Origin of the sequence: Microcoleus sp. PH2017_09_SFU_O_A, assembly GCF_020738625.1 — a bacterium.
Lineage (GTDB): Bacteria > Cyanobacteriota > Cyanobacteriia > Cyanobacteriales > Microcoleaceae > Microcoleus.
In genome coordinates, this window is sequence record NZ_JAEQCF010000030.1 from 1 (window position 1) to 24,640 (window position 24,640).

A 24,640-nucleotide genomic window follows, 5' to 3' on the forward strand; every position below is an offset into this window, starting at 1 on the left:
GGGCAAATAGTCTCGTGCGGCCACAATTTGCTCAAAAAGCTACCCAAATAGTCAAGGATGGGTAGCTTTGTCCATAAATTAAGTTACAGTTCCTAACCCTTCCCACTTGCGGGTCAACACTCCCACTGCTTCGGCAATCTCTAAGTTGTGGTTCTGCTCTTTGAGCGCTGCTGCAACTTCATCCTTGCTGTGGTAGTAGCCAATCCCAACTCGGCGATCGCCTCTCGACTCATGCTCCTCTCGGCAATCAAGTGGTTGAGGGCGCCACTTCCTACTTCGCCCCACAGCCAATCCCGGCACTGGGCGTACACCGCAGCCAGTATCCCCCGGCGCATCTCCCACTTCGCTGCTATTTCTATTTCCCTAGGGCTGTGTTCGCGTTCGGGCAGCGCTGCTCCCACCCTCGAAGCTGCTTCCCGCAAAGCTTCTACCCAATCAATGGCGGTGCATGGAAGTGATTGCCCGGTTGCGTCCGCGTAGCGAGTGCGCTAGCGTAGTTCGCATCGTTTCCCAAGAGAATGACTTTGAAACAAGAAGGATGAGAGAAGAACATCCGCTCTTGAGGATCGAACGAGCCTTATCTGAGCTCAAGGACGAGACTGAGGAAAATCAAGTAATGCTGTTGGTAGCACGCCATTTGAGAGAATCGCAGCGCAAAGTTGGTTGAAGGCTGAAAGGCTCGGGTATGGCAACATTCACCTCAAGGCGTGGAATAGCAGCAAAAAGCTAATCGAAAACACCACCACCACTGGGCGCCACCACTATTTTTGCTGCTATCAATGCGGGCGATCGCAATTACCTTGTCAAAGCTGCAACTTTTGAAAGCTCGTGTCTGTCCCCGGTAGTTTTGTTACCGAGAAGGCTCCAAGAGTCCAGCATCTGACCGTACAAACAAGTCATTTCCCAAGCAATCCGAGCGTAGACCTTACCCAAAGATGAGTCTTTCTCGCATTGAGGAATCAGGTCAAGTCCCATTGCTAGGTGCTGTTGGTCAATCTGATTATGGATTTGCCAGTAGCGACCCGCTTGCAGCCCCAGCTTTGCAAGCTTCGGACTCGCTGCACAGAAGAAGTCATAGGACGCCCCTTCTGAGATTAAATTCAGTGTAATGATTTGGTGTGCGTTTGATTCGCGCAGGACTGAACGAAAGCAATATGCGTTTACTGATATGGTTTCAAGGGTTGCCGGCACGTTAGTTGGACTCTCATCGGGTTCCAGAAAATCATATGTGTGCATCCACTCAATTAGCCGTTCGCAGTGATCGACTTCCTCCATCGCATGTCGGGCAAAGCACCCTTGGTAATAAGGGTCGTGGCACATGGCATGGCGCAGAGATAGCGCCGAGGTAAAATCGCGGGATAGGTGATATAACTGGCGAATCCAACCTCTAATCTCCTCTGGCGTTGAAGTCACTGCCAAGGTTTCGTAAAAATGTCCATTTCGGAGGAGATTCCGATATTCTTCTGCCAAACTTAACAGCCACTGCATAGATCCACTCCTGCCGTATAATTTTACTTTGACTAGATTTGGTGCCTTTAGGGGGCGAAATTTGTTAAGCGCCAGTATATTATAATAATAAAGCAGTATACTAAAACCAGTCAAGTAGACTAATGCCCCTTGAGTGGCCCTACCGTGTTCTATTCTTTTTTCTCTCATTGCCAGACACGTAAGCGTTGCTATCCGCTAAACACTGGACAAAAGTGGACAAGATAGCCAGTCTAAGTCTCTAACCAGGCTACGTTAGTAAGGTCACGACACCTATGGGTGCTTTCCAGCCCATAGCTATGTCGCCGGAGATTAAACATCTCTATTTAGCTAAGGAAGTGTCTCCGGCACGACAAGCCCCACTAACATTGACGAGGAAAACATTACCGGAGAAATCCGAGGGGGATTTATCCCTAAGAAACGCCCCATTGAGGCGGGTCTTCATCGAACAGTATCAATAGCCTCTGTCCTGTAATGCCAGCAGGTATGCCAAAAAGAATGACCGCTTTTGAGGCGTCTTGGTTTTATTTTGTATGCTGAGTCCACGTTTGTCCAATTAATTGGCGATTAGAGACGTACCGATCGGAAAACCGATCCCAGGCCTTTGTGAAAGTGTCAGTTCTGCGTCTGTCCTGACACAGCGAAGTTTATTCGTACCGACCTACCTATTTTATGGGCTGATCGTGCAACCAGAGCAAGTTGCTTCCCAACTCTGTTAGACTTGCTTTAGGTATGCTTCATCAAAAATACCCAAACATCACAATTATGAGCAAATTATATCAAGGGAAAAGTCAATCTAATACGGGAATTCTTGTAGTCGATAATAACAGAAGAATAGTGAGTATAAATCAAAATTTTGTAGAGTTGTGGAGTGTCCCAAAATACGTTATAGACTCACAGAACGAGTCCCAAGGTTTAGAGTTAGTTTCTCACTATTTAGAAGAACCTCAAAAATTTGTTAAACAAATAACAGAAGTATACCAAAAGCCGGAATTGAATATTTATGCAATTATTAAATTTAAATGCGGTCGGCTGTTAGAGATATCTTCTCAGTCGCAATGGTTTGAAGAACAATATGTAGGGAGAGTCTGGAAAAGTCGCGAACCTGACAAATTCATATTTGATGAGCCAAAATCAATAGTTTATATTTGCCCTTTTTTAGACATATTCCAAAAATAAATGGTTGACCGATCGCTCTTAAATTATAATGAAATTTTACCCCCTCTCAACATGAGCTAACTTCGAGAATATCTTGAAAAGCATCCATTTTATCAATATTCTCTGTGGGTTGATTGCTTATTGCCATCAACCCAAAAAGCCAGGAATCGCCATGGATAAGAACTTGCTTTGTTCTGCTTAACCCGAACTCACGTTTAATAGCTCTATTAAAACAATGCCACTTTCTTGTACCTTTGGTAAAAGCATTACTGTTTTCTTGCGAGCTATCTAATCGCAAAAGGCAGGCAAAAAAATGTGTGCCTTTTTAGTTCAGTTTAATGACGGCAATTCATATTGACCATATTCTTTAGGAGGTACTATCTAATGTCATCAAATACAGTAAATGTTGTAATTGTTGGTGGTGGATCAGCAGGTTGGATGACAGCCGCTTATTTGAGCAAAGCTCTGGATAAAAATGTTCGGATTACCCTAGTAGAATCTTCTAACATCACAACAGTAGGAGTAGGTGAGGCAACTTTTAGCAGCATCAAATCATTTTTCGATTTTCTGGGCTTGCAAGAGTATGAATGGATGCCAAAGTGTAATGCCACTTATAAAATGGCAATTAAATTTGTTGATTGGAATTCAGACAGAAGGCATTTCTACCACACTTTTGAAAAATTTGATTTCATAGATGGGTTCAGTATCTCTGAATGGTGGCTTAAACTAAAAAGTTCCAGCGTACCATTTGACTATTCTTGTTTCATGACACCTACGCTGTGCGATGCCCAAAAGTCTCCCAGATACTTAGATGGCAAAGTCTTTGACGAAAGAGTGCAACATTTATTTTCAGACGATCATTTATCTCAAAAGAGACTTGTAACGCTTGCCGATGCAGAAGGACAGTATCCCTACGCTTATCATTTTGATGCGAATTTAATTGCTAGGTTTTTGAAAGATTATTCTACACAAAGGGGTGTCCGGCAGATTGTTGATGATGTGGTAGATGTAAAGTTAACAGAGGACGGAAGCATAGATTGCATCCATACCGAAAAACATGGCAGTCTCAGCGGAGACTTGTTCGTAGATTGTACGGGTTTTCGCGGCTTGCTAATCAATAAAGCTCTTGATGAACCGTTTATTTCTTTTTCAGAATCGCTGCTTTGCGACAGCGCAATTGCCATGCAAGTACCGACTGATATCAAGAAAAATGGGATCGCTCCTTATACAACCGCAACCGCACAGAGTTCTGGCTGGATTTGGAACATACCTCTTTACGGAAGAACAGGTACGGGGTACGTTTATTCGAGTGCGTTTATCTCCAAAGAGGAAGCAGAGCAAGAGTTCCGCCAGCATTTGGGAGAAGCTTCTAATAACTGCAAAGCATCGCACATCAAAATGAGAATCGGGCGCAACAGGAATTCATGGGTGAAGAACTGTGTAGCCATCGGTTTGTCCAGTGGGTTTGTCGAACCGTTAGAGTCTACCGGGATATTTTTTATCCAGCATGGAATTGAAGAGCTAGTCAACCACTTTCCAGGCAAGTCATTTAGCGACGAGCTGATCCGAAACTACAATAGAGCTATTGCTAATTGTATTGATGGCGTTCGCGACTTTTTGACACTTCATTATTACGCTAGCGATCGAGCAGACACGCCGTTTTGGCAAGCAACAAAGCACGAAATTAAGGTATCAGAGGAACTGCGTGAGAGGTTTAACTTGTGGAAAAAAAGGCTGCCCAATAAAAAGAATATCAATCCAAATTTTCACGGGTTTGAAACTTACTCTTACTCCGTAATGCTGCTCGGACTCAATCATAAACCTGAAGGCAGTTTGCCGCTTTTAGATCATATTGATGACGAGAAAGCATTAGCCCGGTTCAACGCGATCGAGCAAAAAGCACGTCACCTGAGTGCTACTTTGCCATCCCAGTATGAATACTTAACGCACGTGATGAAATCTCAAGAGCGTTCTGAGTACGTTACTGAAAATGACCTATGCCTGGTTTAAATAACGTAAGCTGAGAAGTTGAGTTGTGTGCGTGCTGGTCTGACTTTTCATTGACTCAATCTGCAAGCGCGTGCTAAGCGGTATTTTCTTAAGCGAGTCCGATACCGCAGTTTCTGGGAAAATGCTTCTAAAGTCAACGGCCGCACCTCTACTAAATTTCAGAGAGCGGTCGCTTCCTGCAATTTGCCGTTGTTAGGGGCGATCGCTTTTTGGAACAGAAGCAGCAAAGCTGCGATACCAGCCCGCAATCAATTGCTTTGTTCCTGCAATACTGACCCCAAAAAAGGTGATTGAGGGCAACTGCAATTATGCTGCATTTCTGAGTCGCTGTGCGATCGCACGTTCACAAACAGACGCATCTCCGCCACCGTGAAAAAGTACCTCAACCTCGCCACCGCCTTCATCGCTTCTCTCAAACACAAATCCCAATTACCCGAAATCGACAGCTACTGCCAACCCGCACTCGCCGCCCCCGAGGAGCAAGCTTTGATGGAATGGTTGTTCGCCAGTTTGATGAGTGCTAGTCGTACAGCAAATAAAATAGAATGACGCGAATAGGAGGATGAAATACTGAATACAAAAATTATCTAGCTCGCTTACCTCAAAAAATACTAAGTTATTCTAATGCTTGAACCAAATTTTCAGCCCCCGAACCCACTCAATAATTGTCTTGAAAAAACTGGGTCTTCAAAAGACCTCTCCCAAAAAGAAATAGTTGATCGATCGCTCTTAAAGTATAATTAAATTTTACCCCCTCTCAACATGAGCCAGCTTCGAGAATATCTTGAAAAGCATCCATCCGAGACTCAAAGAATGTTGGGCATAGACTACGACCAATTAATACAACTAATTACAAATGCCGAAAATCTGTATGCTCGTCAAAAAGAGCCAATAAATCAAAGGCTCAAAAAAGAATCTTTGTCGAACATCTAATTAGATTACTAAAAATCTGGAGAGTAGCATCGGAAAGATTTCGCTGAAAATCGAAAAATTTTGGTGGTATGTGGATTAGTAAGATGGCGAATAGGTGCGATCGTTATGTGTCAATAAAAGTCCCTACAAGCTGAAAAAAAACAGTAAAATTTAGATCATGAAACCGGGCAGTTTTTATCGCTCGACCGTTGAAACCCTTATTGAAGCGTTGGTTTTGGCAGCCAGGCCCTTGAGCAGGGCTGTTTCATTCTCAGACGAATCATCGTTTTGTAGGGGTAGTGCCCCCGTGCCTACCCTCCCCCTCCACGATTTTGTAGGTGTTTCAGACATCGGGCGGGCACTCTTGGCACCGCCCCTACAAGAGAATGAAACAGCCCTGGGCCCTTTAGGGGGCCGGGTTCCCAAAACCAAGCGGGGGAAGGGATTGGAATTATGGGAGAGGTCTACTGTATCGAAAAGCACAAAGATTTGGCGATGAAATCGCTGAAATCCTTACCCTGAGACACATAAGCTATATCAATCACCGGATAGCCAGGAGCGACCCGTAGTACCAGTCAACCAGTGTTATCTGGGAACTTTCGTGTTTCAGTTGTGGTAGGATGTATTGTAAGTAGGTAAAACTGTCCTTCTACAGTTTTAAAAGTGTGATAAGAAAATTAAATATTGGAGAAACAAACTAAATATTTATTTTTCTTAATAAAAAGTAACCCCGAACCCCAATCACTTTTTAATGTTGCCAATTTCAGACCAGTTAAAAAATCAAGATGCAAACTCTGGAATTTTGTTAGTAAACAGCCAGAGACAAATTTCAGGGCTGACTCCCAGTTTCTTAAAAATCTGGAACCTACCCGAATTTATTATCAGGTCGCTATCCGATCGCCTAGCGTTGCAGTTTGTTGCCGAACAATTCGACAATCCCCAAGTTTTTCTCAAGAACATAACAGAAATTTACAAGCAGACTCAGCTAGAATGTCACGAAAAAGTTCAACTGAGGGACGGCCGCACAATCGAACGCTATTCTAAACCGTTGTGGGCTGATGGGGAATACGCCGGGCGTCTGTGGATATGTAAACTTAATTAATGGATAGAAAAGTACCCACAAAAAGCGGAGTGCAAACATACATTTTAAGAGAGAGGGCGCTTTTCGTACTGAATTTTAGAAATTGCTTGAATGTCAAAAAGATTAATTACTAAAATAGTCACAAATATGCCAGCTTACATGAAAGACCCGGTTTTACTCCCTATTGTTGTGGATACTGGAGCGCCTCTAACAATTGCCGCTCAAATTACCGAGCAGATTAAGCTATTGATCGTGCGGGGCAGTCTCAAGCCGAACCAGCCACTACCACCGGGCGTTCATTTAGCAAAGCATTTAGGAGTCAACCACAATACTGTAGCCTTGGTGTACAACGAACTGATTAATTCAGGATATTTGATAGGTCTGCGGGGCAAAGGAACTTTTATCGCCGATTCCCAGTCTGTGAAACAAATAATAGCCCGGAAAAGTTTCTACGACTTGCTCGGTCAAGCTTTTCGCTCTGCATCTCAAAGTGGGCTGAGCGTGTCGGAGTTTTCAGCAGCAGCTTACGCTCAAGCAGTCCTTGTCGATCGCCATCAAATCAACGTAGCATTTGTGAATTTTTTCCCAGATAGTATCGATATTGGCAGCAGCATTCAATCTGCAACCGGGTTAGCTTTAGTATCAATTGATTGGAACACGTTAAAAAATAAGGAAGCAGAATCAGTTCAACAGTTGTTGGCGGCAGATTTGGTGGTAACAACTATTAAAAACTTGTGGGATGTAGCGAAGCTGGCAGATCCCAACAAAGAAGTAATCGGAATTGACGTGCAACCGGATATGCAATTGCTAAGCTGTATTTCACCGCTGCCCCGCAATGCCAAGCTGTTATTCGTATGTAAAGAACAAATTAGCAGCGAAGCGATGAAGGAGATAATCGAGTACAACGTGCATCACGTAGAGTCAGAAGCAGTTACCCTCGAAACCGTTCAAAATAATAAATGCGACCTGGATCAATTTGATTTGATAGTGTGTTCGAGTCAAGTAGAGAGTCGGTTGAGTAAATACGTCCCCCAAAACTTGAAAGTAATGACTTTTCGTATCGCCATAGATCCGATAAACTTGTTGGTACTTCAAGCTCGTTTGGCTGCTGTTGAAATGGAAAAGTTAATGTAATCCGAATCTTTCCAAACTTGTGAAACAACTCGAACTTTTCCCCAAATTCAACTCCAACTATCCGAGTCGGGCATCTAAATTGGCGATGAGCGCTGATGCCCTACATTCTTGGAAAAACCGAATTTTCGAGTGTCAGCAATTTGCTAGTACCGAGCAACCGCAGCAGGGAACTTTATTCGAGTTAACTCCCAATCCTTGCTACTCCAATACCCTCGACCCTTTTACCCTGCAACTTCACCGAAAAACGAGCCCGGCGTGCCTCTGGCTTTAGACATGAGGAGGAAGTCGGCAGCGGTTTCAACCGCCTTTAATATTTATTTACATAATGGATCTAAAGATTTGTTATAATTAGATTGTAAGTGTGCGATTCGTTTAGCCGAAACTGAGTAACAATACTTGGGGGATGACTAGGATGACTATAAAGTCATAATAACTGGATACACATCTGGGTGCGGGTCATTCTTAATCCCAGTCCGCAAGTGCAGCGGTTAAAGCATATCCCCTATCTTGTCAGGTAGCAACTAACAGGGTAAAGCGGGGATAAAAGACAGACTACTGGTAGCCGAAACTGGTAACTGTCAAGCAAGAGTTCATGTGCAGCGAAAGCAAAGATGTGTCTGAACCATCGTTATCTAAGATGGTCTAACGGCTCAATCAGAATAAACCCGTCGCAAAACACGGTAAAGACTGATTAAGACCAAGCCAAAAGGCAAGGATAGGGCATAGGCGATTGTTTACTCGACCTATAAGCACCGCCCATAAACCCGGTGGATAGCATCGCACTAAAAACTCAAACAATGTGTATTTGGAACGAAGTAAAGCACTCACAGCCCTTAAATAATTAAGTAGGTTGCTAGCCGTAAGCTGTGAGTGTGAGAGATGGTTGCAGAAGCCAAAGCTCTACCGTAATAGTAGAGATATGCTGACAGCGCCGGGTGGTGTAAAAGATGGAGACTGAGTAACCCTTTAAAAGCCTAATACCACAGAAAAATCTGATGGTGGGATGTAGGGGTAAAAGGAAAACTATCAAGTGGTATGAATCATTTCTGATGCGTTCGTACTATATCCATACCCAGGATTACATCACTCAGGAGCCGTGTGCGGTGAAAGTCGCAAGCACGGTTTTGTAGGAGAGGTGGTGGGGGACACCCTGCCATCGACTCTCTAATAAAAAACCCATCTACGTGTTGAAACTTGTCTAGTATCGGAGAAATCCCGGCGCAGTGAGCCACCACTACCATTCATGTAATAAGCCTGTATAACTGACAAGTAATGGCAGAATGTGTGTTGCGTACCTATCTGGCAAATGTGATGGATACTGACAAGCAAACACAATTTAAAGTAAGCGCAATTGCAATACCTTTTGTACGGGTAGTTGTTTTGAGCGAATAGAGGTGATTTGATAACGCCTTTGAGAGTTTTCCGATTCATTCAAGAATCCCCGTGGCTTTAGCCCTGGGGAGTATCAAAACCTTTCATTTTGCGATCGACCCGATTCGGGCGATCGCACTTGCCTCTACTTCGTTATCGATAACGCGCTCCCGCTGCTGCTGTACGTCGGAGAAACGCAGCGCACTCCAAAACAGCGGTGGATGAGCCACGATTGTCATAAATACATTGAAAATTACATCGGATTGCACCGGAGTTATTCTTTGGATGCGGCTGTGGGTATTGCATTTTGGTACGGAGCGCCCGGTAATCGCAAACAGCGGTTGCAATTGGAGTCAGAGCTGATTTATAAGTGGAAGTCGCCCTTCAATAAAGAGTGTTGGCAGTGGTGGGGACAGCCGTTCGGGAAGTGAAATGGCTGGAATAACGTATCGAATTGATGGCGCTAACAAAACACCCCTTGTCGTACCGATTCAGGTGAAAACCTACGCCAACTAAGAAATGAAAAAGTACCTCAACCTCGCCACCGCCCTCATCGCCTCCCTCAAACCCAAATCCCAGCCACCCGAAATCGATACTTGCGGTCAACCCGCGTTAACTCAGGAACAGCAGCTAGCTCTCATGGAATGGCTGTTCGCCAGTTTGATGGGTGTTGGGTACTTCGGCAAAGCTCACCTGATTTGGGATGATGGCAAAGACAGGGAGCGGCAGATATTCACCGCATTGATGAGAAACGAGCCAATATTCCTCTATAGCCAAGGAACGCGACCCACCCCAACTGCTGAGGGATATTGCTGGCGGCTACTTGGCGAACATCCCAGTTTGAGTGTGTATCAGTTGCAGGTGGAAGTGGAAGGAAAGTGAGGGCAATGGAGAGCTATAAAAACCAGAAAGCCCACAAAATTGGGAAACATACACTGTCAAAATTTCGAGATTTTTGTACGCGTGTAACATTTAAGACCTCAAAACCCGCCCCGAAGCGCTACTCCCCTCAACTGCATTCGAGATGATGCAGGCGCGCGAAAGGCAATATATCAGTTGCACATAAAAATTGAAGCCTGTTGGTAGCGCAGAAGTGTTAAGAGCCTTTACCTAATCGATTCCAAGGTTCCTGCAAATGAGAGTTGCTGCAAAACTTGCATAAATCATTTGTATTGGCTACATATGATATCCGCAGCGAAATTTTAACTTGACAAACGTAAAATTTATTACTTATACTGCTATACAGGTATTTTAATACCGTACAAGCGGATAAAACAAGTCAGACCGAGCAAACTACCGAACCTTTGGTTTTTGCGGCTCTATTGACACGCAGGAAAATGTATCGACTGAAGTTAAACTTCCGTCGGGACTAAATGCGATTAAAACCAAATGAAATGCAACTAGCAAAGATTTTGCCTCAGTGACAGGCTTGAATGAGCGCAACTATTGGTGTTAACAGCCGCTCTCGTTCAAAACTCTCTATCGGTACTGTACCAATAGAGAAACAACAGCATGATTTATGGCGCGAACCTAACAACACAGGAATTATTGTTTGATGAATACTCCAAGAGACACTCAAAGTCAAGGCTTTGAAAAAGCCCGCCGCAACCTGCAAGAACTTTCCCGTTCTTCCAACCTTCCCAAACTGGACAGCACGTCAGGAACGCGCTCCCTTGAAGCCTGGTTTATGGGGCCAAAGGGAGAAAATGCTGACGTGCTGGAGACTTTAATTGTAGAAGCAATTCGCGACCAGGCTGAGTGGAGAAACAATTATCATCCAGAAGATCCCAAGCACATTACAGACGAAATTAAGCAGTCTCCAGAATATTTACAGGCAATGGAGAATTTCAATGAGGGCTATCACTCATTGCTGGAGTTTCTTAAAAATTCAGTTCCTTTCTTCAGCATGCGCTATCAAGGGCACATGGACTGGGATTTGACACTGCCGAGCGTGGTTGGTTACTTCGCGGCGATGCTCTACAACCCCAATAACGTAGCATTTGAAGCATCAACAGCAACGACATACCTGGAAATTATCGTCGGTAACGATTTGTGCCTCATGCTGGGATACAAAATCCCGGAAAATGAGGAAGAGATTGCTCCCTGGGGACACATAACTTGTGGGGGTACAGTTGCCAATATAGAGGCTCTATGGTCAGCTAGAAATCTCAAGTTCTATCCCATTGCTTTGCAACAAGCTGTAATCAACGACAACGACTTGGAAAAAGCAAAAAATATCGAGGTTTCTTTTTACGACGGCGGTATTTCGGTGGTGAAGCCTTTAATTGAACTAACCGTTTGGCAACTGCTCAACCTCAAAGCCGATGACATTCTAGGATTGCCCGCCCGTCTCAAATCGGAGTATGGTATCGATTCGACTGTCCTCTCAGATGCTGTGTCAAAATATTCGCTGCAAGATTTGGGAATACAAAAGTTTGCCAAAAATTTCCTGAGCGATGTGCCAGAACCTTTGTTTTTTGTACCGGGCAGCAAGCACTACTCTTTCCCCAAAGCAGCAGCACTGCTAGGCATGGGAGCGTCCCACATGCAAGACGTTGATGTGGATGCGAACGGTCGAATGAAGATAGATGTTCTGCGCGCTCACCTCGATAAATGCTTGGTAGAAAAAAGACCGGTGTACACAGTAGTTGCGGTGATGGGAAGCACTGAAGAAGGTGCAGTTGACCCGCTGCGGGAGATTCTCAATCTGCGGGACGAATATCGCAAACAAGGTTTAGAATTTACAGTTCATGCTGATGCAGCTTGGGGAGGCTATTTTGCATCTATATTGCGCGATGACTTTGAAATCGAACCCCTACTCTTTCGCTCCGCTCCCCCACCAATTTCACCGTTAAGTGCCTACGTAACCACCCAATTTGAAGCGCTCGGCGAGACTGATTCTATCACCGTCGATCCTCATAAAGCAGGTTACATCCCGTATCCGGCAGGAGCACTTTGCTACCGCAATTCAGCCATGCGCTCTCTAGTTACCTTTGCTGCGCCTTATATATTTCACGGCGATGCTGAACCAACAACAGGTATTTACGGTATAGAGGGTTCTAAACCGGGGGCTGCTTGTGCTTCAGTATACTTGAGCCATCGAGTAATTCGACCCACAAAAAGCGGCTACGGCAAACTCTTGGGTCAGGCTTTGTACAGTTGTGACAAGCTTTACGCGCGGCTAATGTGCATGAACAAGCCCGAAGATCGTTTTATCGTAGTTCCTCTATCCGCTCTCCCAGACGATGTTACCGAACAACAAGTTGGGGATTTGATTGATGGCAAAACTAATGAGGAGATCCAAAATAACCCAGACGCAATGGCCCTCCTGAAAGAAATTGGACCCGACCAAAATATCTTGGTCTATGCTTTCAACTTCAAGACTCCATCGGGCAAAGTCAACAACAATTTAGAGAAGGCAAACAAACTCAACCAAAAAATTTACGAGAAGCTGAGCATCAAACCGGAGACTGATATCTCTGATTACGATCTGATTGTGAGCACGACGGATTTCTACGAAAAGTCCTACGGGATAGAATTCATCGAAACCTACAAAAAACGTTTGTTGGAAGTAGATGGCTCATCAGACATGCCCATCACCGTTTTGCGTTCTGTAGTGATGGACCCCTGGGTCACAGAAACTGCAACTGGTTCATTTATTGACGTGCTAGAAAAAATATTGCGCGATACAGTTAACCAGGTTATCAACGAAAATCCCGGTGATTTCCAAGTCGAAAATATAATGCCGGTGATTTCCGAGTCGAAAATGTAATGCAGTCCAGCGCTTCACAGATGCGCGCGCATTAGGATTAAAAGCCTGGGCGGTTTGTTCTTTTTCTTGATTTCTCACCAATCCAGAGTACGGATTGTTGAATCAGGGCAGAGAGCCGTAGCTGGCAGCAGGTAAATCAAGTACGAAATGCCAAGATGGAGATGCAATTCGCATCGGCATTCGTACTTGAGTTACTAGCAAACTACATATTGGATGGGTTCTACAGGTATGGCTTGCAGGCAAAATTCATTAAAAAAAGCAACAGCAAGAGTTTGTATGATTTTACATTTGGTTGCACAATACGGTTGACTCACGCCTATTTACCAGTCAATTTGAGTGTAAAATTTGGGTAAGTATTACTAATATTTAGGTAGGGTATTTTCCTAGACCCTGGTGTTCAGCAGCTTTGATAGAACGATCGCGGTGTGACTGTCAACCACAACCTCCAAGATTACTTGAAACTTACAGCCAGAGTTTAGGCATTAGAAATGAAATTAGGTTCTCAATTATCTAGCATTTCAAAGCAGTCGGATCGCTCGTCAGATACAAGCACAAATTTTTGGCAACAATGGAACCAGCACCGAGATTATCTTTACCGTTGCTGTTTGAAGTGGATGGACGGAAACGCGACTAATGCCGAAGAGGTACTCAGTCGAGCGATGCTCAAAGCCTTTGAGAAGAGTCAAGATTCTACTGGTGTCATCACTAATTTTAAAGCTTGGTTGACCCGACTGACTTATAACCTTTGTATGGATATACATCGAGAAAATAAGAGGTTGGGCGATCGGGTTGAGAGTTTGGAAGTAATAATTGAAAAAGGGGAAGAGGGACTGGTTTCTCTCTCCCATAGTCCTGAAACTGTCGCTTTACACTGCGAATTAGCAATGATAATCCAACGCGCTATTGAGGATTTGCCGCCCAAACTGCGCGAACCTTTTATCCTACACTTCATTGCGGAAAAATCCTATCTGGAAATAGTACAAAAGCTAGGTGTATCCTACGAAAACCTTCGCAAACGTATTTCACAAGCGCGAAAAATTCTGCAAAAGCGTTTGACAAAGTATTTGTCAGGGTTGGACAATTCTCTGTTAAATTCCTCCGAGTCACCGGACAAAAAGGGCTCTCCCGGGGTGGAAAGCTTTCACTCAGATGAAATAATCACGATTTACCAAAAAATAGCTCCATTCCCCCAACAAAAGGGGCGCTTTGATTGTTCTCTTAATTATCAAGTAAGCGCAATATGTCTGGAAACAATTTTTCCTGCTTGGTACCAGTCACCCACTGCTCTGGGGTGGAGTTGAATGTTCATCTAGTCTTAGAAAAAAAGCTAACGAGACAAGAGCAGAAGCTGAACACATTAAGTCAGTATGTGGAGCAGTATCCCTATGGCTGGAAGAAACGCTTGGAATTAGCTAATCTCTTGTCAGTAATGGGTAACTGGGAGCGGGCGGTTGAGGAGTATCGCCAAGTCATTGAGCGGCAACCTCAATTAATAGATGTGTTGTTAAAATTGGGGAAACTCTTGCAGCTAATGGGAAGGGAAGCTGAGGCGATCGCAGTTTATCAGAGTGCCTTACCATTATGCGACAATGAAGGGATAGGACAATATATCAACGGCGCGATCGCAATTTGTCGAGGTGACAGTAAAAAAGCCATCACTGCGTTGGAAACTGCGGCTAACCTACAACCAGATAACGCAGCTAACTGGCTGGTTTTGGGACAATTGCAGATGGGGAGAGAGAATCCTGTTGGGGCTTTATCAGCCTTTGAGATGATTTTGTCACTCAACCCCGATGATATTGTCGCCTTAATTCATAGCTATGATGCGCTAATGGCGGTGGGGAATCTTCAGGAAGCACAGCGACGGTTGCATAAATTAATCGTCTTAGCTGCTGATGATTTCCGGGTACTTCAACGACAGTTGAATGAGCGTTGCGCGATGAGATTGATATCTGGGAAGGAGGGGAAGGAGACGAAAAAGATAATTACCTCTGCTCTGCGACAGTATCCTCATGGGGCTGAGGCTCACAAATCTCTGGCATATTATCACATCTTTCGAGGAGATTGGAAGGAAGGTTTGGAGGTGTTAGCAGAGTTTACCGCACAACACCCGAATCATCCTCATGGTTGGTATTACTATGGGCGCTGCTTGTTTGAGACGGGGGAATATCAGAGGGCGGCGTCCATGATGCTAAAAGCTTATCATCTGTATCCCGATGAGTGTGAAATTTATCGGGCTTTGTGTGAGATTTTGCCTGTTGCGAAAATGACCTCTCTTCCTCTAACTTTCCCCTTAAAAAAGGGGGTAGAGGGTACTCTCCAAACAAAAGAGGGGAATAACATAACCCTTGCTTCCATAGTGGAAGAAATGCTTGAGCGTTTTCCTCAACGCTGGAGTGTTTGGGCGATCGCGGGGCGGGTGTTGGTGGAATGCTTTAAAGAGGTTGAAAGGGGGTGTCAGGTTTCGGAAAAGGGGACGCAACTACAGCCTCAGTTAGCTGATGCTTGGTTTTGTCATGGAAGGGTGTTGGCTTTGGCTCTTAAACATCAGGAAGCGGTGGAGGCGTTGGAGAAAGGATGGGAGTTTTTACCAGCAGGAAGTTATCTGCAATCAGTACCTGCTGCGGTTTGGCTGGGGGAGAGTTACCGAGTGCTGGGGGATGTTGGGGCGAGTTTGCGATCGTGGGAAGCGGCTTGTGAGGGATGTCAGGAATTGAGGGAGTTTAATCCGACTATGGCTGATTACTGGCTGGGGAGAGCCTTGGTGGGGTTGGGGGATAGGTTGGGGGCGATACAGGCTTATGAAAGTGCTTTGAGGCAGCAGTTGCTGTATCCGGCTCGTGGGGAAGTTGAGAAGATTTTGCGGCGGTTGAAAGGTAAGGGAAGAAAGGGTTCTGGGGGTTGAGGGTGGTTTTTTTGGGAGAAAATTTGCCCGTAACTCGAAAAATTCCGAAATGCGTGTGGAAAAACGTTAAAAAGGTGGGGAATAAAAAATAACTTACCTAATTTGTAGGTAAGACGATGAATGTGAACTAAACATAATCGTTCTCCTGTGGCAAAAAATTTGTGACATTAACTAACTCAATTACAAGAGGTACAAACATGGCAATCTCCTACAATCCCAATTATTTTGTCCCATTTCATACAATTGGAGGCCCAGGTGGTACAGCATTTAGTTGGATACATGGTACAAATGGCAATCTGATTAAAAAACTTGAAGTATGGGTTGGTCCATCGCAAATAAGAGGAATTAAGGTAACGCTCACCAATGGCCAGTCGCAGATATTTGGAAAACTAGAAGATAGAAATGCCGGGAGTATAGAGTTTGCTCCGGGAGAACGCATTAATAATCTATCAATTTGGGGTAATGGTGCTGGTACTCGTTGCGGGGCTTTTAAAATGGTAACGAGCAAAGGTCAAACTTTTTTTCCCAAAATGTATAGTTGGGGTTTAAAAACAGAGTATGTTATGGATGTTGGTTCCGGTCTCCTATCCGGTATTTTCGGAAGAGCAAGCCTTGACATTGATGCACTTGGATTTGCATTTCTATTGCCATATAAAGGCAGCGTCCTGAAGGAAGTAAAATATCCAGACCTAGATGCCGACTTAGTAGCAACTACACCTTTCATGCTTGACCAAGTATTAACAGATAACCTACAGGGTGCAGAGGTAGTTCAGATTACGCTCAGTGGATCACAAAAATTGACGGCACACACAGAGTGGAGCAATTCAACAGCCATTGAAGTAGCGATCTCATCGACTGTTCAAGCTGGTATTCCAATGGTAGCAGACGTAGAGGTTGGCACTACAGTCACAGTCGGAAATGTGTACACTTATAACAGAAGTACTACCGAAGAAGTAACAAGGTCAGTAGATATCATACTTAGAGTCCCGCCGGGACAGAAAGTGAAACACACTGCTACAACATACCAAGATAAAATAGACACGCGATACGAGGGCAGATTAGAGGTCATAATGCAGAATGGAGCGATATTTTCCTATCCTGTAACAGGTATTTATAAAGGGGTATCAGCCCGAAGTGTATTTATCAAGACTGAATTGTTAGAAACAGCGCGTGAATTTGATAATGGTCGTGCAGAGAACAAAGTGCTTGACGCAAAGTTAGAAGGGCAAGGCAAGCTTGTTAATCAGGATCTTAATGAGCATAAGGTAGTTAGGATGTTTTAAAATACAATTAGTTCATCATTATTAGCTAATCTAAGAGATTACATAAGCAATCGCTCGCTCGATATAACTTTATCAAGGAGTGATTGCTTCTCTTTGCTGAATTTCTTGAGATCGCGGCGTACTTCACCAAACCGATAACCGCTGTATTTCCTCGTACCCCGATAACGGAACGTGAAAAAACAAAACAATGCTCAGTCCAGGTTCTCAGCCCCCGAACCTACTCAATAATTGCCCTGAAAAAACTGTAATTTCTCAGGATAAACTAACAGTCAAACTATTTAATTTATTTTTTTAAATAGAGTTTTTTATCAAAGTAGCTGTTGCTTGTACCCTAGTCCAGCAGTTAATTTATTGGCTCTCAAATAAATTCCATCTCGGCTTTACCGCCGAGGTTTTGCTGTACTGGCTGGTAGGGTCACTTTCATTCTACAGCCTCGGTATTGTTATTGAAAAAGTTATTGAGAACAACGAGACTTGGCGGCAAAGATTCAATGTCCGAGTCAAGAAAGTGAAAGAACAACCGTTCCCTGAATTTACTGCTCAAGGAATTCTGGTCGGAGAAATTAAAAGTTTAGTAGCAGCAGCGATTATTCTGTACCTAGCTCCCGAAGTTCATCGGGGAAATAGCTGGCTCTTAAATTTTGGATGATTCTTCGCGAGAATAATGGCGGCGGATTTCTGCTTTTATGTTACCCATAGGCTCTTTCACAAAAAGTTCTTGCAGGAAATACATCTCAAACATCACGAATTCTTGGATTCATCCAGTTTTGTAGCCGGTCATAAAAGCCTGCTTGAATATGCCATTGTCACCATTGCGGACGTTTTGCCTGTTTTTGTATTCGGATACGATATTACTCAATTGTGCGCCTGGACTGCGATCGGCAATGCTTACAATTTAGAAGGTCACAGCTCTCTGTCAATATTTTTCATTGACTCAGATTTTCACGATCTCCACCACTCTCGCTTTAAGGGAAACTACGGCATTCAAGGATTTTGGGATCGGATATTCAATACGCTGAACCATCCTACTAAGAAGCCTGGAATTATGTTCCCTGCGGCTGCTCTGGAAAAGAGCCTCCTCAAGCCGTCCTATAAGGGCATTGATGGCGGGAATTGAACCTCGACCCTTGCTGGTACGGCGATCGCCAAGCCAAAGCCGATCCAGAAGCTTTGGCTCGGCGATCGCTCTCGAAGATGAGGTATCAAAGGTTGAAAACCTTGATGTACCTAGAATCTGGCATACCTCATCTATCCCAGAAAGGCTATACCTGACCCGGAAGCGTTGGCACTTAAGCGTGAGGCAAGAATTCAAACGGAGCGGTCGGTACAAAGTGGTCGGTGAGGTCGCCACCGAGCTCCCACTTTTCGATTAGTTCCGGTCCTGAGGAACCGTTGACCTCTTCGAGCATATCGATCTTCCGCACTCCCGAACCATCGGCAAGATTTAATTCCTTGAGATCGATCCAACAGACACTCGCACTGCGGCTGTTTGCGTAGTAATAAACCAGATTCTTGTGGTCGGAAACGGTGCTCCAAAGTGTGGAGGCAAGATTGGGCTTTTCGGGGTCTGCGATCCCGATCGGCACGGCGGCATTGCGAATTATGCTAAAGGTGGTTGCAATAGCTGTGCGTACATCGTTGATATGATCGCGCGGGACTGCCGATAGGTAAAACGAGCAACGGGCAAATCGATCGGAGGCGTTGTTAGTACCGGGCAGCACGATCATGCCATTCTTATTTTTCCAGTATTCGTTGATTGCCAGTTGTTTGTCGTAGGTCGGAGAATTGGTCATCACGATATAATCTTTACCGTGGTGGATTTGTAGCTTGCCGCCTACGTACTCGAAAATTGCGGAATCGCCAGTTGCGTCGGAAATTGACAGGTGAACTGTACTTTTCTTATTGCTGCCGTCCGGTATGACGGGCGCGTCCACCTCGAACAAATTGTCTGGTTCCATCGCTACAACCGCCTCTTTGACCGTGGCAAAACTATCGAGGAAGTACTGCGCCCATGCCGCAGTTGACATTTTTGGCAATTGTTCTTCCCCGTCCCCTCGTTCGTAGTCCGATTCTACCAGGAACAGCAAATTGGCAACCAAACCCTGAGTGTTGATACCGTCGGTAGTGCAAGCGTCTAAGGCGGAGGTAATTACGCTGCCGTACTTAGATGTCCACGTAAAGGAACTATCACCATTATTATTGTATGTTCCCCCCTGGCGCTCCATATTTGCTGGAAATGCCCAAATCTCGCTTTCAAGCGGGGCTGCCCAGTCCATGTTGCGACCGGTCACAACGTTACCAGCTGCAGTTGCCGATTTTAATGATTTTCCATCAACGTATAGAATTCTCGTACACATGATTCAGATAGCTCCATAGAAGGTATTGGCTGTTACAGAGTTTTGTTGGTTCTCCCACTGCTGTAACCGCTTAAATAAGTATACACCAAATATTACTTTTATAGCAATAGAGGCGAGGAAATAATTAACTTGAATCAGACCAGAGTTACGCACTCTTGACAAGCGAAAGTGCGGCTCGTACTATACCCGAAACCTACTAAAAAATGCGGTTATTCAAGCTCTGAGAAGTCGGTGTGTTAAAGCTTACTACAAATCAACCGTTTTGGGGAAATTTGTACCGATCGCTTTCTCGATCCAAATACTTTGACAGCAAGTCTTGAAACAAGAAAAGCACATCATCTACCTCGCGATTGAGAACGCACATTTTTAAATATAGTTCTAGTACGTGCTGCCGTCTGCGGTTGCGTATTTTCTAGATTAATTTGTATTGTTTGGAGAGTTGGGAACCAAACAATACCGAAGGCTCGGGGTGATTCATTTAGTGGCTTGACACAGAATTAAACCAAACCACTTTTGGGGATCTGTAAAGCTTTTTATGGTTTTCAGTCCTTTGGAGTCTAGTTCTTTTTCCACAGTGTCTAAATCAAATTTACGAGAAATTTCCGTAAGGATACTTTCGCCAGTTTTCCAGGTAACATTCAATCCAAGCTTTTCTAAATTCACTACATGACTTGTTTGGCAATGCAAGTACATTTCAATTTGGTTCTCTTGTTGATTGTAAATAGCTTGATGGGTGAATAAATTAGTATCAAAATCACCCTGAAAACGCCAGTTTAAATGGTCGAGCATATTTAAATTAAAAGCGGCAGTTATACCTTGAGAATCGTTATAAGCTGCTTCTAAAATTTGCTGGGATTTTTGCAAGTCAATGCCGAGTAAAAAGTAATCTCCCGGAGCGAGTACATCTTTAATTTGGTTCAATAAAACATCGCATTCCTGCGGCGTGAAATTACCCAGAGAACTGCCCAAGAAGAAAATCATCCGCGCAGGCAAAGATGCAGGCGTTAATTGAGCGAGGGCTTGTTCGTAAGTTCCTATCAACCCTTGAACGTGCAAAGCCGGATATTCTACTTGCAATTGAAGGGCGCTCTCTTTGAGAATGCTGGCGCTTACATCAACAGGCACGTACTTACAGGAGTAATTTCGAGATTGATAAGCATTTAGCAAAAGGCGAGTTTTTGTGGAACTGCCACTGCCTAATTCTACGAGTTCGCAATCACCTGTTATCCGTGCGATTTCACCAGCATATTGGCGCAAAATCGAGGCTTCTGTGCGAGTTGGATAATATTCGGGCAATTCGCAAATTTGTTCAAAAAGTTGAGAACCGCGACTGTCGTAAAAATATTTAGCGGGTAAAGTTTTTGGGCTTTTGGTCAATCCTTGAATGACATCTTCGCCATCATTTTTTAGAGTAGAATGGCAATCCAGAATAGTTATTAGAGTTGTTAAAGAGGCGGTTGACATTTGGCTTTCCGAGAGTGCGAGTGCGGTAAATTTAGCAGGAATCCCCGTTGTTATTAAACGGAGCGGGATATTTTTCCCTCAAATGCTTGGATGACCGATATATTTGAGGTTGAATTATCGAGAGAAAAGCAGGCAATTTAGCATTAATGAGTGGAGTCAAGTACAGATGTCTGCTAGGACTGTAACTGTACTTCACCCGATTTTCAACCGCTATCGCACGATGCGAGCAAGCAGTTACTCTAAATTGACTTCGAGCCAACATGAATGCTCAATTGTTGGTTGCTTGCAGGCTCTTTTTGTATTTTTCAGGTTCCGTTCTTAGTTCCACGTGTAGGAAATCTATTCCTTCTTTTTCGAGTAATTCTAGTATAGCTAGATTTAAGTTTTTCTCAGCATCAAAGTAGAAATTATCGTCATTGACAACTGCCATAATTTCAATAACCCGGGCATTTTTGTCAATTTGTTTGAACCGCACCGTACACGACGGAGACAAGCCTTGAATGTACTTCGGCAATTCTTCAAGCTTTTCACAAATCCGCGCCGTTTGCCCCGCCGAAATGCCGTCTATTTTGAGAGTTAAGACTAAGCCCCATTTTAATTCTTTACCCGGATTTTGCGACCAGTTTTCGACAATTCCAGAAATCATTTTGGAATTGGGCATTTTGATGATAGAACCCCACTTAGTTATATGTAGAGTTGTAGTTCTGAATCCAATATTGAGTATCTGCACGAAACCATCGACCCCGGATATCCCCACCCAGTCACCTTCTCGGTAGAGATTGTCGGAGTAAATAATCAGCGTACAAAACCAGTCATAAACAATATCCTTCAGCAGCAAACCAAAAGTGATACCGGCACCGCCCAATAGCCCCACCAATGCAGCAGCAGATTGTCCTAAAAATGCCTCGCTGATCTTGATGATAAAGACAATAATTGCTGCTGATTGAAAAATCTTGGGCATTAAAGGTCTGAGCAATTCATCGAGCTCTGTTTCGGTGTGCAGCACTAAGTTGGCTATAATCTGACCGAAAATAGAAGAGCATCGGTAAATAACATAGGCAACTATGAAAATAACTGTATAGTTGAGCAGGCTACCGATTGTTTGATTTAGTTGAGAACCTAAGTTATCTGCCAGAATTTCTTTACTCAGCCAAAATCCACCTATCAGAATCAGCCAACTTAAAGCAGGCTTGATAATTGTAATCAACTCATCATCAAGTGTTGTTTTAGTTTTGCTAGTAAAACTCTCAATAGTTTTAACAATGACTGCTACGAAAAATCGCCTTAACGTCTGTGTCAAGGTTAGAACAACGAGCACAATAGCGATTCTAGCAATCGGTATGCCAGAGTAATTGATATTCTTTAACGTATCCCAAACTGCTTCCATAGGTTAACCAACTGGTAATTGAGTTTTTCTAATTGATCGATCGAATATTGCCCAAATCAGAGAAAGGAGGGAAAACACCATCCTCTCCCTAGTTTGGCGGGACTCCTTACTTCGGCGCTCGCGCTCTAGATATCGGTGGGTTTGGTGGCGGGTGCGCCTCGGCTTAACAAGGTCTTCTGGGGAGGCCATTTGAAGGCAGTCGGCATAGTTCCCAGGCGATTCATGGCATCTTGCAATTGCCGCTCCAATTCCCACTGCTGCTTGTTAATCTCGGGATCGCCATTACCAGCTAGGTTCTTGTCCTCGTAAGGATCTACTTCTAGGTCGTAGAGTTCCCAATCCCCTTCGGCACCCTCAGCCTTCGCCTCGTCTTGTTCGTTGAAGTAGACCGAATATTTCCACTTGGAAGTCCGAATCGTTCGGACGATACTGGGGTGCAAAATCCTCTGCTTCGGTTTATCTTCTGGAGGAGGTATAACCGCTGGATTATCGTCGTATGTAAAGTGGATGGATTCCTGGACAGTGGAAGTCGGATTGTTGAGAATTGGCGACAAATCTTGCCCGTAAAAAATCGTCGGGTTGGCTGTTGCTGGAATCGCTTCCTCCGGTTTGTGCCACTCGACACCAAGCAACGAGGCGATGGTCGGAGTCAAATCGACGCTGCTGGCAAGGGATTGGGTAGTCTGCGCTGTAGGCCAGGCTACAGGATTGGAGAACACGAAGGGTATGCGAATGCTTTCTTCGTAAGCGTTAAAGAATTTCTCAACTAAACCGTGGCTCATAGCCATTTCACCGTGGTCGGCGAAGCGGATAATCAGGGTATTGTCGATCAGATTCTGCTTCGCCAGACCGTCCAGGAGTTGCTCGATTTGTCGATCGACCAAAATCTGGAGATAGGCGTAGAAGTTGACATAATCCTGCGGTCTGTGCTTGGGAGGCATCTTAGAGCCAGGTTTAGCGAAAGTCCACCAACTCGCTGAGGCTTGGGCGCGGGGTTTGTTCTCTTTATCCAGATCCTGCTTGTAGTTAAGCGGCAAATCTACAGCAACTTTAGTGAGAGTTGTACTTTCGTATCCAGAGCCACCCAGCCCTCTGAACGCTACGAACCCGTCGTGAGGATTGACAAAGGACGCAACCAGGCAAAACGGATCTTCAGCCTTCTCGTCCTGCCGTTCCACGAACTTCAGCATATCTGCGAGGTAACGACTGTCGTTATCTGCCTCGCCACCACCTAGGGTGTTGTAATCGCTGATTGTGATGCCTGCGTCCGGGTCATCCCATTCCGTGAATCCAGCCTCGATGGGGCTAGTATCAATTTCTCCAAGGTGCCATTTGCCCAGCCACGCGCGCGTTTTGTAGCCGGCTTTCTCTAGGACATGGGCGAGGTTGGGCAGCTTCGTGTTCAGAGGCTCTTTCGGTTGTAGCTGACCTGTATCCGTTGTCTTGTGCTTTGCCGGATACTGGCTGGTCAAGAAAGTCGCGCGGCTGGGGGCGCAGGCGGAAGCGGCGGTGAATGCCCGCTCGAAACTCAAACCGTTGCTCATCAACTGCTTCAGCGCGGGGAGCCTGTAGATGAAGTCCCGCGGATAGTGCTGCAAGGCGCGCTGTTGGTCGGTAATGATAATAACGATGTTGGGCTTTTTGTACTTGGCGAAAAGATCCTCAATTGCCATTTTTGGGTATGAAGTAAATAGGTTTGGGGGAGCCGTGCAGGAGCGGCAAGAACTGAAGCCAGTTATAAGTTGTAGAGGGAAAATATCAGAAATATTTGGCCGTCTCAAGCTTTGAGTCCACCCGCTTGTCGAGTGGGTGGCCCTACACAAGGAAGAAAATCGCCATCGGTTTTTTCCGATTCGCTTTAATTACCCAGGATTTGGATTAAATCAGCCGTTTTCTGGAAAAATAGTTAGATTTGACTGGTTGTTCGCCTCAAAAGATAGATTACTTGAATTTGCGCCTAAAAAAACTTTTTAGCTAAAAAGTTTTGTTAACTTTTGTTTCCGGCTTGCAGTCATCTTTTTTCTTATTTATTTGGTGTATTAATTTATACGGCTTCAAGCACAGAACTAGGATGAGAACTAGCTTCCAGCCTTTGCTGGCGCTATTGCTCTCTGGCGCAAGCCCTCTTGCAAGCAAGCATCAATCCACAACGCTCGCGATCGACTTTCTTTCACCTGCGAGCTTCCTGATGGTGGTCTGTGAGGAGAATTCTGATGTCGCTCAGCAGGTATGCTATATTAGCTGAGTTCGTTAAACAGTGGATTTTTGGGTTGGGCTTTCAACTTTAATCCCGATCCGACAACTTGCCAGTTCTTCATTGG

At 44.6% G+C, this 24,640-nt stretch carries 23 protein-coding genes; 17 read left to right on the forward strand and 6 right to left on the reverse strand.

What is annotated here, in order from left to right; all coding sequences use genetic code 11:
• Nucleotides 1-140: 140 nt before the first annotated feature.
• The gene (locus tag JGK16_RS12980; protein ID WP_293203143.1) at nt 141-422 is read right to left on the reverse strand and encodes a hypothetical protein; all 282 of its coding nucleotides are present in this window, start codon (nt 420-422) and stop codon (nt 141-143) included.
• Nucleotides 423-448: 26 nt separating this feature from the next.
• Between JGK16_RS12980 and JGK16_RS12985 the strand changes: the two genes are divergently transcribed.
• Nucleotides 449-667: a hypothetical protein gene (locus JGK16_RS12985; protein ID WP_293184639.1), complete on the forward strand. Its 219-nt coding sequence runs from the start codon at nt 449-451 to the stop codon at nt 665-667.
• Between the two features lie 128 nt (nt 668-795).
• Here JGK16_RS12985 and JGK16_RS12990 read toward each other — a convergent pair whose 3' ends face one another.
• Nucleotides 796-1,488: an iron-containing redox enzyme family protein gene (locus JGK16_RS12990; RefSeq protein WP_293190707.1), complete on the reverse strand. Its 693-nt coding sequence runs from the start codon at nt 1,486-1,488 to the stop codon at nt 796-798.
• A gap of 696 nt (nt 1,489-2,184) precedes the next feature.
• On the opposite strand from JGK16_RS12990, the gene JGK16_RS12995 reads away from it, so the two are divergent.
• The 16 genes from JGK16_RS12995 (at nt 2,185) to JGK16_RS13070 (ending at nt 18,383) form a co-directional block, all read left to right on the forward strand.
• A complete protein-coding gene (locus JGK16_RS12995) occupies nt 2,185-2,664 on the forward strand; it encodes a hypothetical protein (protein WP_293190709.1) in 480 nt (159 codons plus the stop codon).
• Nucleotides 2,665-3,027: 363 nt separating this feature from the next.
• On the forward strand, nt 3,028-4,653 hold the full coding sequence (locus tag JGK16_RS13000) for a tryptophan halogenase family protein (protein WP_293190711.1): 1,626 nt from the start codon (nt 3,028-3,030) through the stop codon (nt 4,651-4,653).
• Nucleotides 4,654-5,022: 369 nt separating this feature from the next.
• A complete protein-coding gene (locus JGK16_RS13005) occupies nt 5,023-5,202 on the forward strand; it encodes a hypothetical protein (protein WP_293190713.1) in 180 nt (59 codons plus the stop codon).
• A 213-nt stretch (nt 5,203-5,415) separates the two neighbouring features.
• A complete protein-coding gene (locus JGK16_RS13010; RefSeq protein WP_293203145.1) occupies nt 5,416-5,586 on the forward strand; it encodes a hypothetical protein in 171 nt (56 codons plus the stop codon).
• Nucleotides 5,587-6,316: 730 nt separating this feature from the next.
• Nucleotides 6,317-6,667 (forward strand): hypothetical protein, encoded by a 351-nt coding sequence (locus tag JGK16_RS13015; RefSeq protein WP_293190715.1) that lies wholly within the window; start codon nt 6,317-6,319, stop codon nt 6,665-6,667.
• Between the two features lie 90 nt (nt 6,668-6,757).
• On the forward strand, nt 6,758-7,780 hold the full coding sequence (locus tag JGK16_RS13020) for a GntR family transcriptional regulator (protein ID WP_293190716.1): 1,023 nt from the start codon (nt 6,758-6,760) through the stop codon (nt 7,778-7,780).
• Nucleotides 7,781-7,799: 19 nt separating this feature from the next.
• Complete coding sequence (locus JGK16_RS13025; protein WP_293190717.1) at nt 7,800-8,051, forward strand: hypothetical protein; 252 nt, start codon at nt 7,800-7,802, stop codon at nt 8,049-8,051.
• A gap of 1,279 nt (nt 8,052-9,330) precedes the next feature.
• On the forward strand, nt 9,331-9,582 hold the full coding sequence (locus JGK16_RS32730) for a hypothetical protein (RefSeq protein WP_363319082.1): 252 nt from the start codon (nt 9,331-9,333) through the stop codon (nt 9,580-9,582).
• Between the two features lie 88 nt (nt 9,583-9,670).
• The gene (locus JGK16_RS13035; RefSeq protein WP_293190718.1) at nt 9,671-10,033 is read left to right on the forward strand and encodes a hypothetical protein; all 363 of its coding nucleotides are present in this window, start codon (nt 9,671-9,673) and stop codon (nt 10,031-10,033) included.
• Nucleotides 10,034-10,706: 673 nt separating this feature from the next.
• The gene (locus JGK16_RS13040; protein WP_293190719.1) at nt 10,707-12,923 is read left to right on the forward strand and encodes a pyridoxal-dependent decarboxylase; all 2,217 of its coding nucleotides are present in this window, start codon (nt 10,707-10,709) and stop codon (nt 12,921-12,923) included.
• Nucleotides 12,924-13,411: 488 nt separating this feature from the next.
• A complete protein-coding gene (locus tag JGK16_RS13045) occupies nt 13,412-14,224 on the forward strand; it encodes an RNA polymerase sigma factor (protein WP_293184616.1) in 813 nt (270 codons plus the stop codon).
• Nucleotides 14,164-15,828 (forward strand): tetratricopeptide repeat protein, encoded by a 1,665-nt coding sequence (locus JGK16_RS13050; RefSeq protein WP_293184614.1) that lies wholly within the window; start codon nt 14,164-14,166, stop codon nt 15,826-15,828. Before JGK16_RS13045 ends, JGK16_RS13050 begins: the two co-directional genes overlap by 61 nt.
• A gap of 161 nt (nt 15,829-15,989) precedes the next feature.
• Nucleotides 15,990-17,111 carry a hypothetical protein gene (locus JGK16_RS13055; RefSeq protein WP_293184612.1) on the forward strand — a complete coding sequence of 374 codons (1,122 nt, stop codon included), beginning with the start codon at nt 15,990-15,992 and terminating at the stop codon, nt 17,109-17,111.
• A gap of 508 nt (nt 17,112-17,619) precedes the next feature.
• Nucleotides 17,620-17,760 (forward strand): hypothetical protein, encoded by a 141-nt coding sequence (locus JGK16_RS13060; protein WP_293184610.1) that lies wholly within the window; start codon nt 17,620-17,622, stop codon nt 17,758-17,760.
• Nucleotides 17,761-17,775: 15 nt separating this feature from the next.
• On the forward strand, nt 17,776-18,228 hold the full coding sequence (locus JGK16_RS13065) for a sterol desaturase family protein (RefSeq protein WP_293184608.1): 453 nt from the start codon (nt 17,776-17,778) through the stop codon (nt 18,226-18,228).
• Complete coding sequence (locus JGK16_RS13070) at nt 18,225-18,383, forward strand: hypothetical protein (protein ID WP_293190720.1); 159 nt, start codon at nt 18,225-18,227, stop codon at nt 18,381-18,383. The genes JGK16_RS13065 and JGK16_RS13070 overlap by 4 nt, the downstream gene beginning before the upstream one ends.
• Before the next feature lie 17 nt (nt 18,384-18,400).
• Here the strand turns inward: JGK16_RS13070 and JGK16_RS13075 are convergent, their stop codons facing one another.
• From JGK16_RS13075 to JGK16_RS13090, 4 genes are all read right to left on the reverse strand, one after another.
• Entirely contained in the window at nt 18,401-19,468 is a 1,068-nt protein-coding gene (locus JGK16_RS13075) for a linear amide C-N hydrolase (protein WP_293190721.1), read from the reverse strand.
• A 474-nt stretch (nt 19,469-19,942) separates the two neighbouring features.
• Nucleotides 19,943-20,932 carry an L-histidine N(alpha)-methyltransferase gene (egtD, locus tag JGK16_RS13080; protein ID WP_293190722.1) on the reverse strand — a complete coding sequence of 330 codons (990 nt, stop codon included), beginning with the start codon at nt 20,930-20,932 and terminating at the stop codon, nt 19,943-19,945.
• A 268-nt stretch (nt 20,933-21,200) separates the two neighbouring features.
• Nucleotides 21,201-22,319, reverse strand: a complete 1,119-nt coding sequence (locus JGK16_RS13085) for a mechanosensitive ion channel domain-containing protein (RefSeq protein ID WP_293190723.1) — start codon at nt 22,317-22,319, stop codon at nt 21,201-21,203.
• Nucleotides 22,320-22,444: 125 nt separating this feature from the next.
• Nucleotides 22,445-23,992: a sulfatase-like hydrolase/transferase gene (locus tag JGK16_RS13090; protein WP_293190724.1), complete on the reverse strand. Its 1,548-nt coding sequence runs from the start codon at nt 23,990-23,992 to the stop codon at nt 22,445-22,447.
• Nucleotides 23,993-24,640 lie beyond the last annotated feature (648 nt).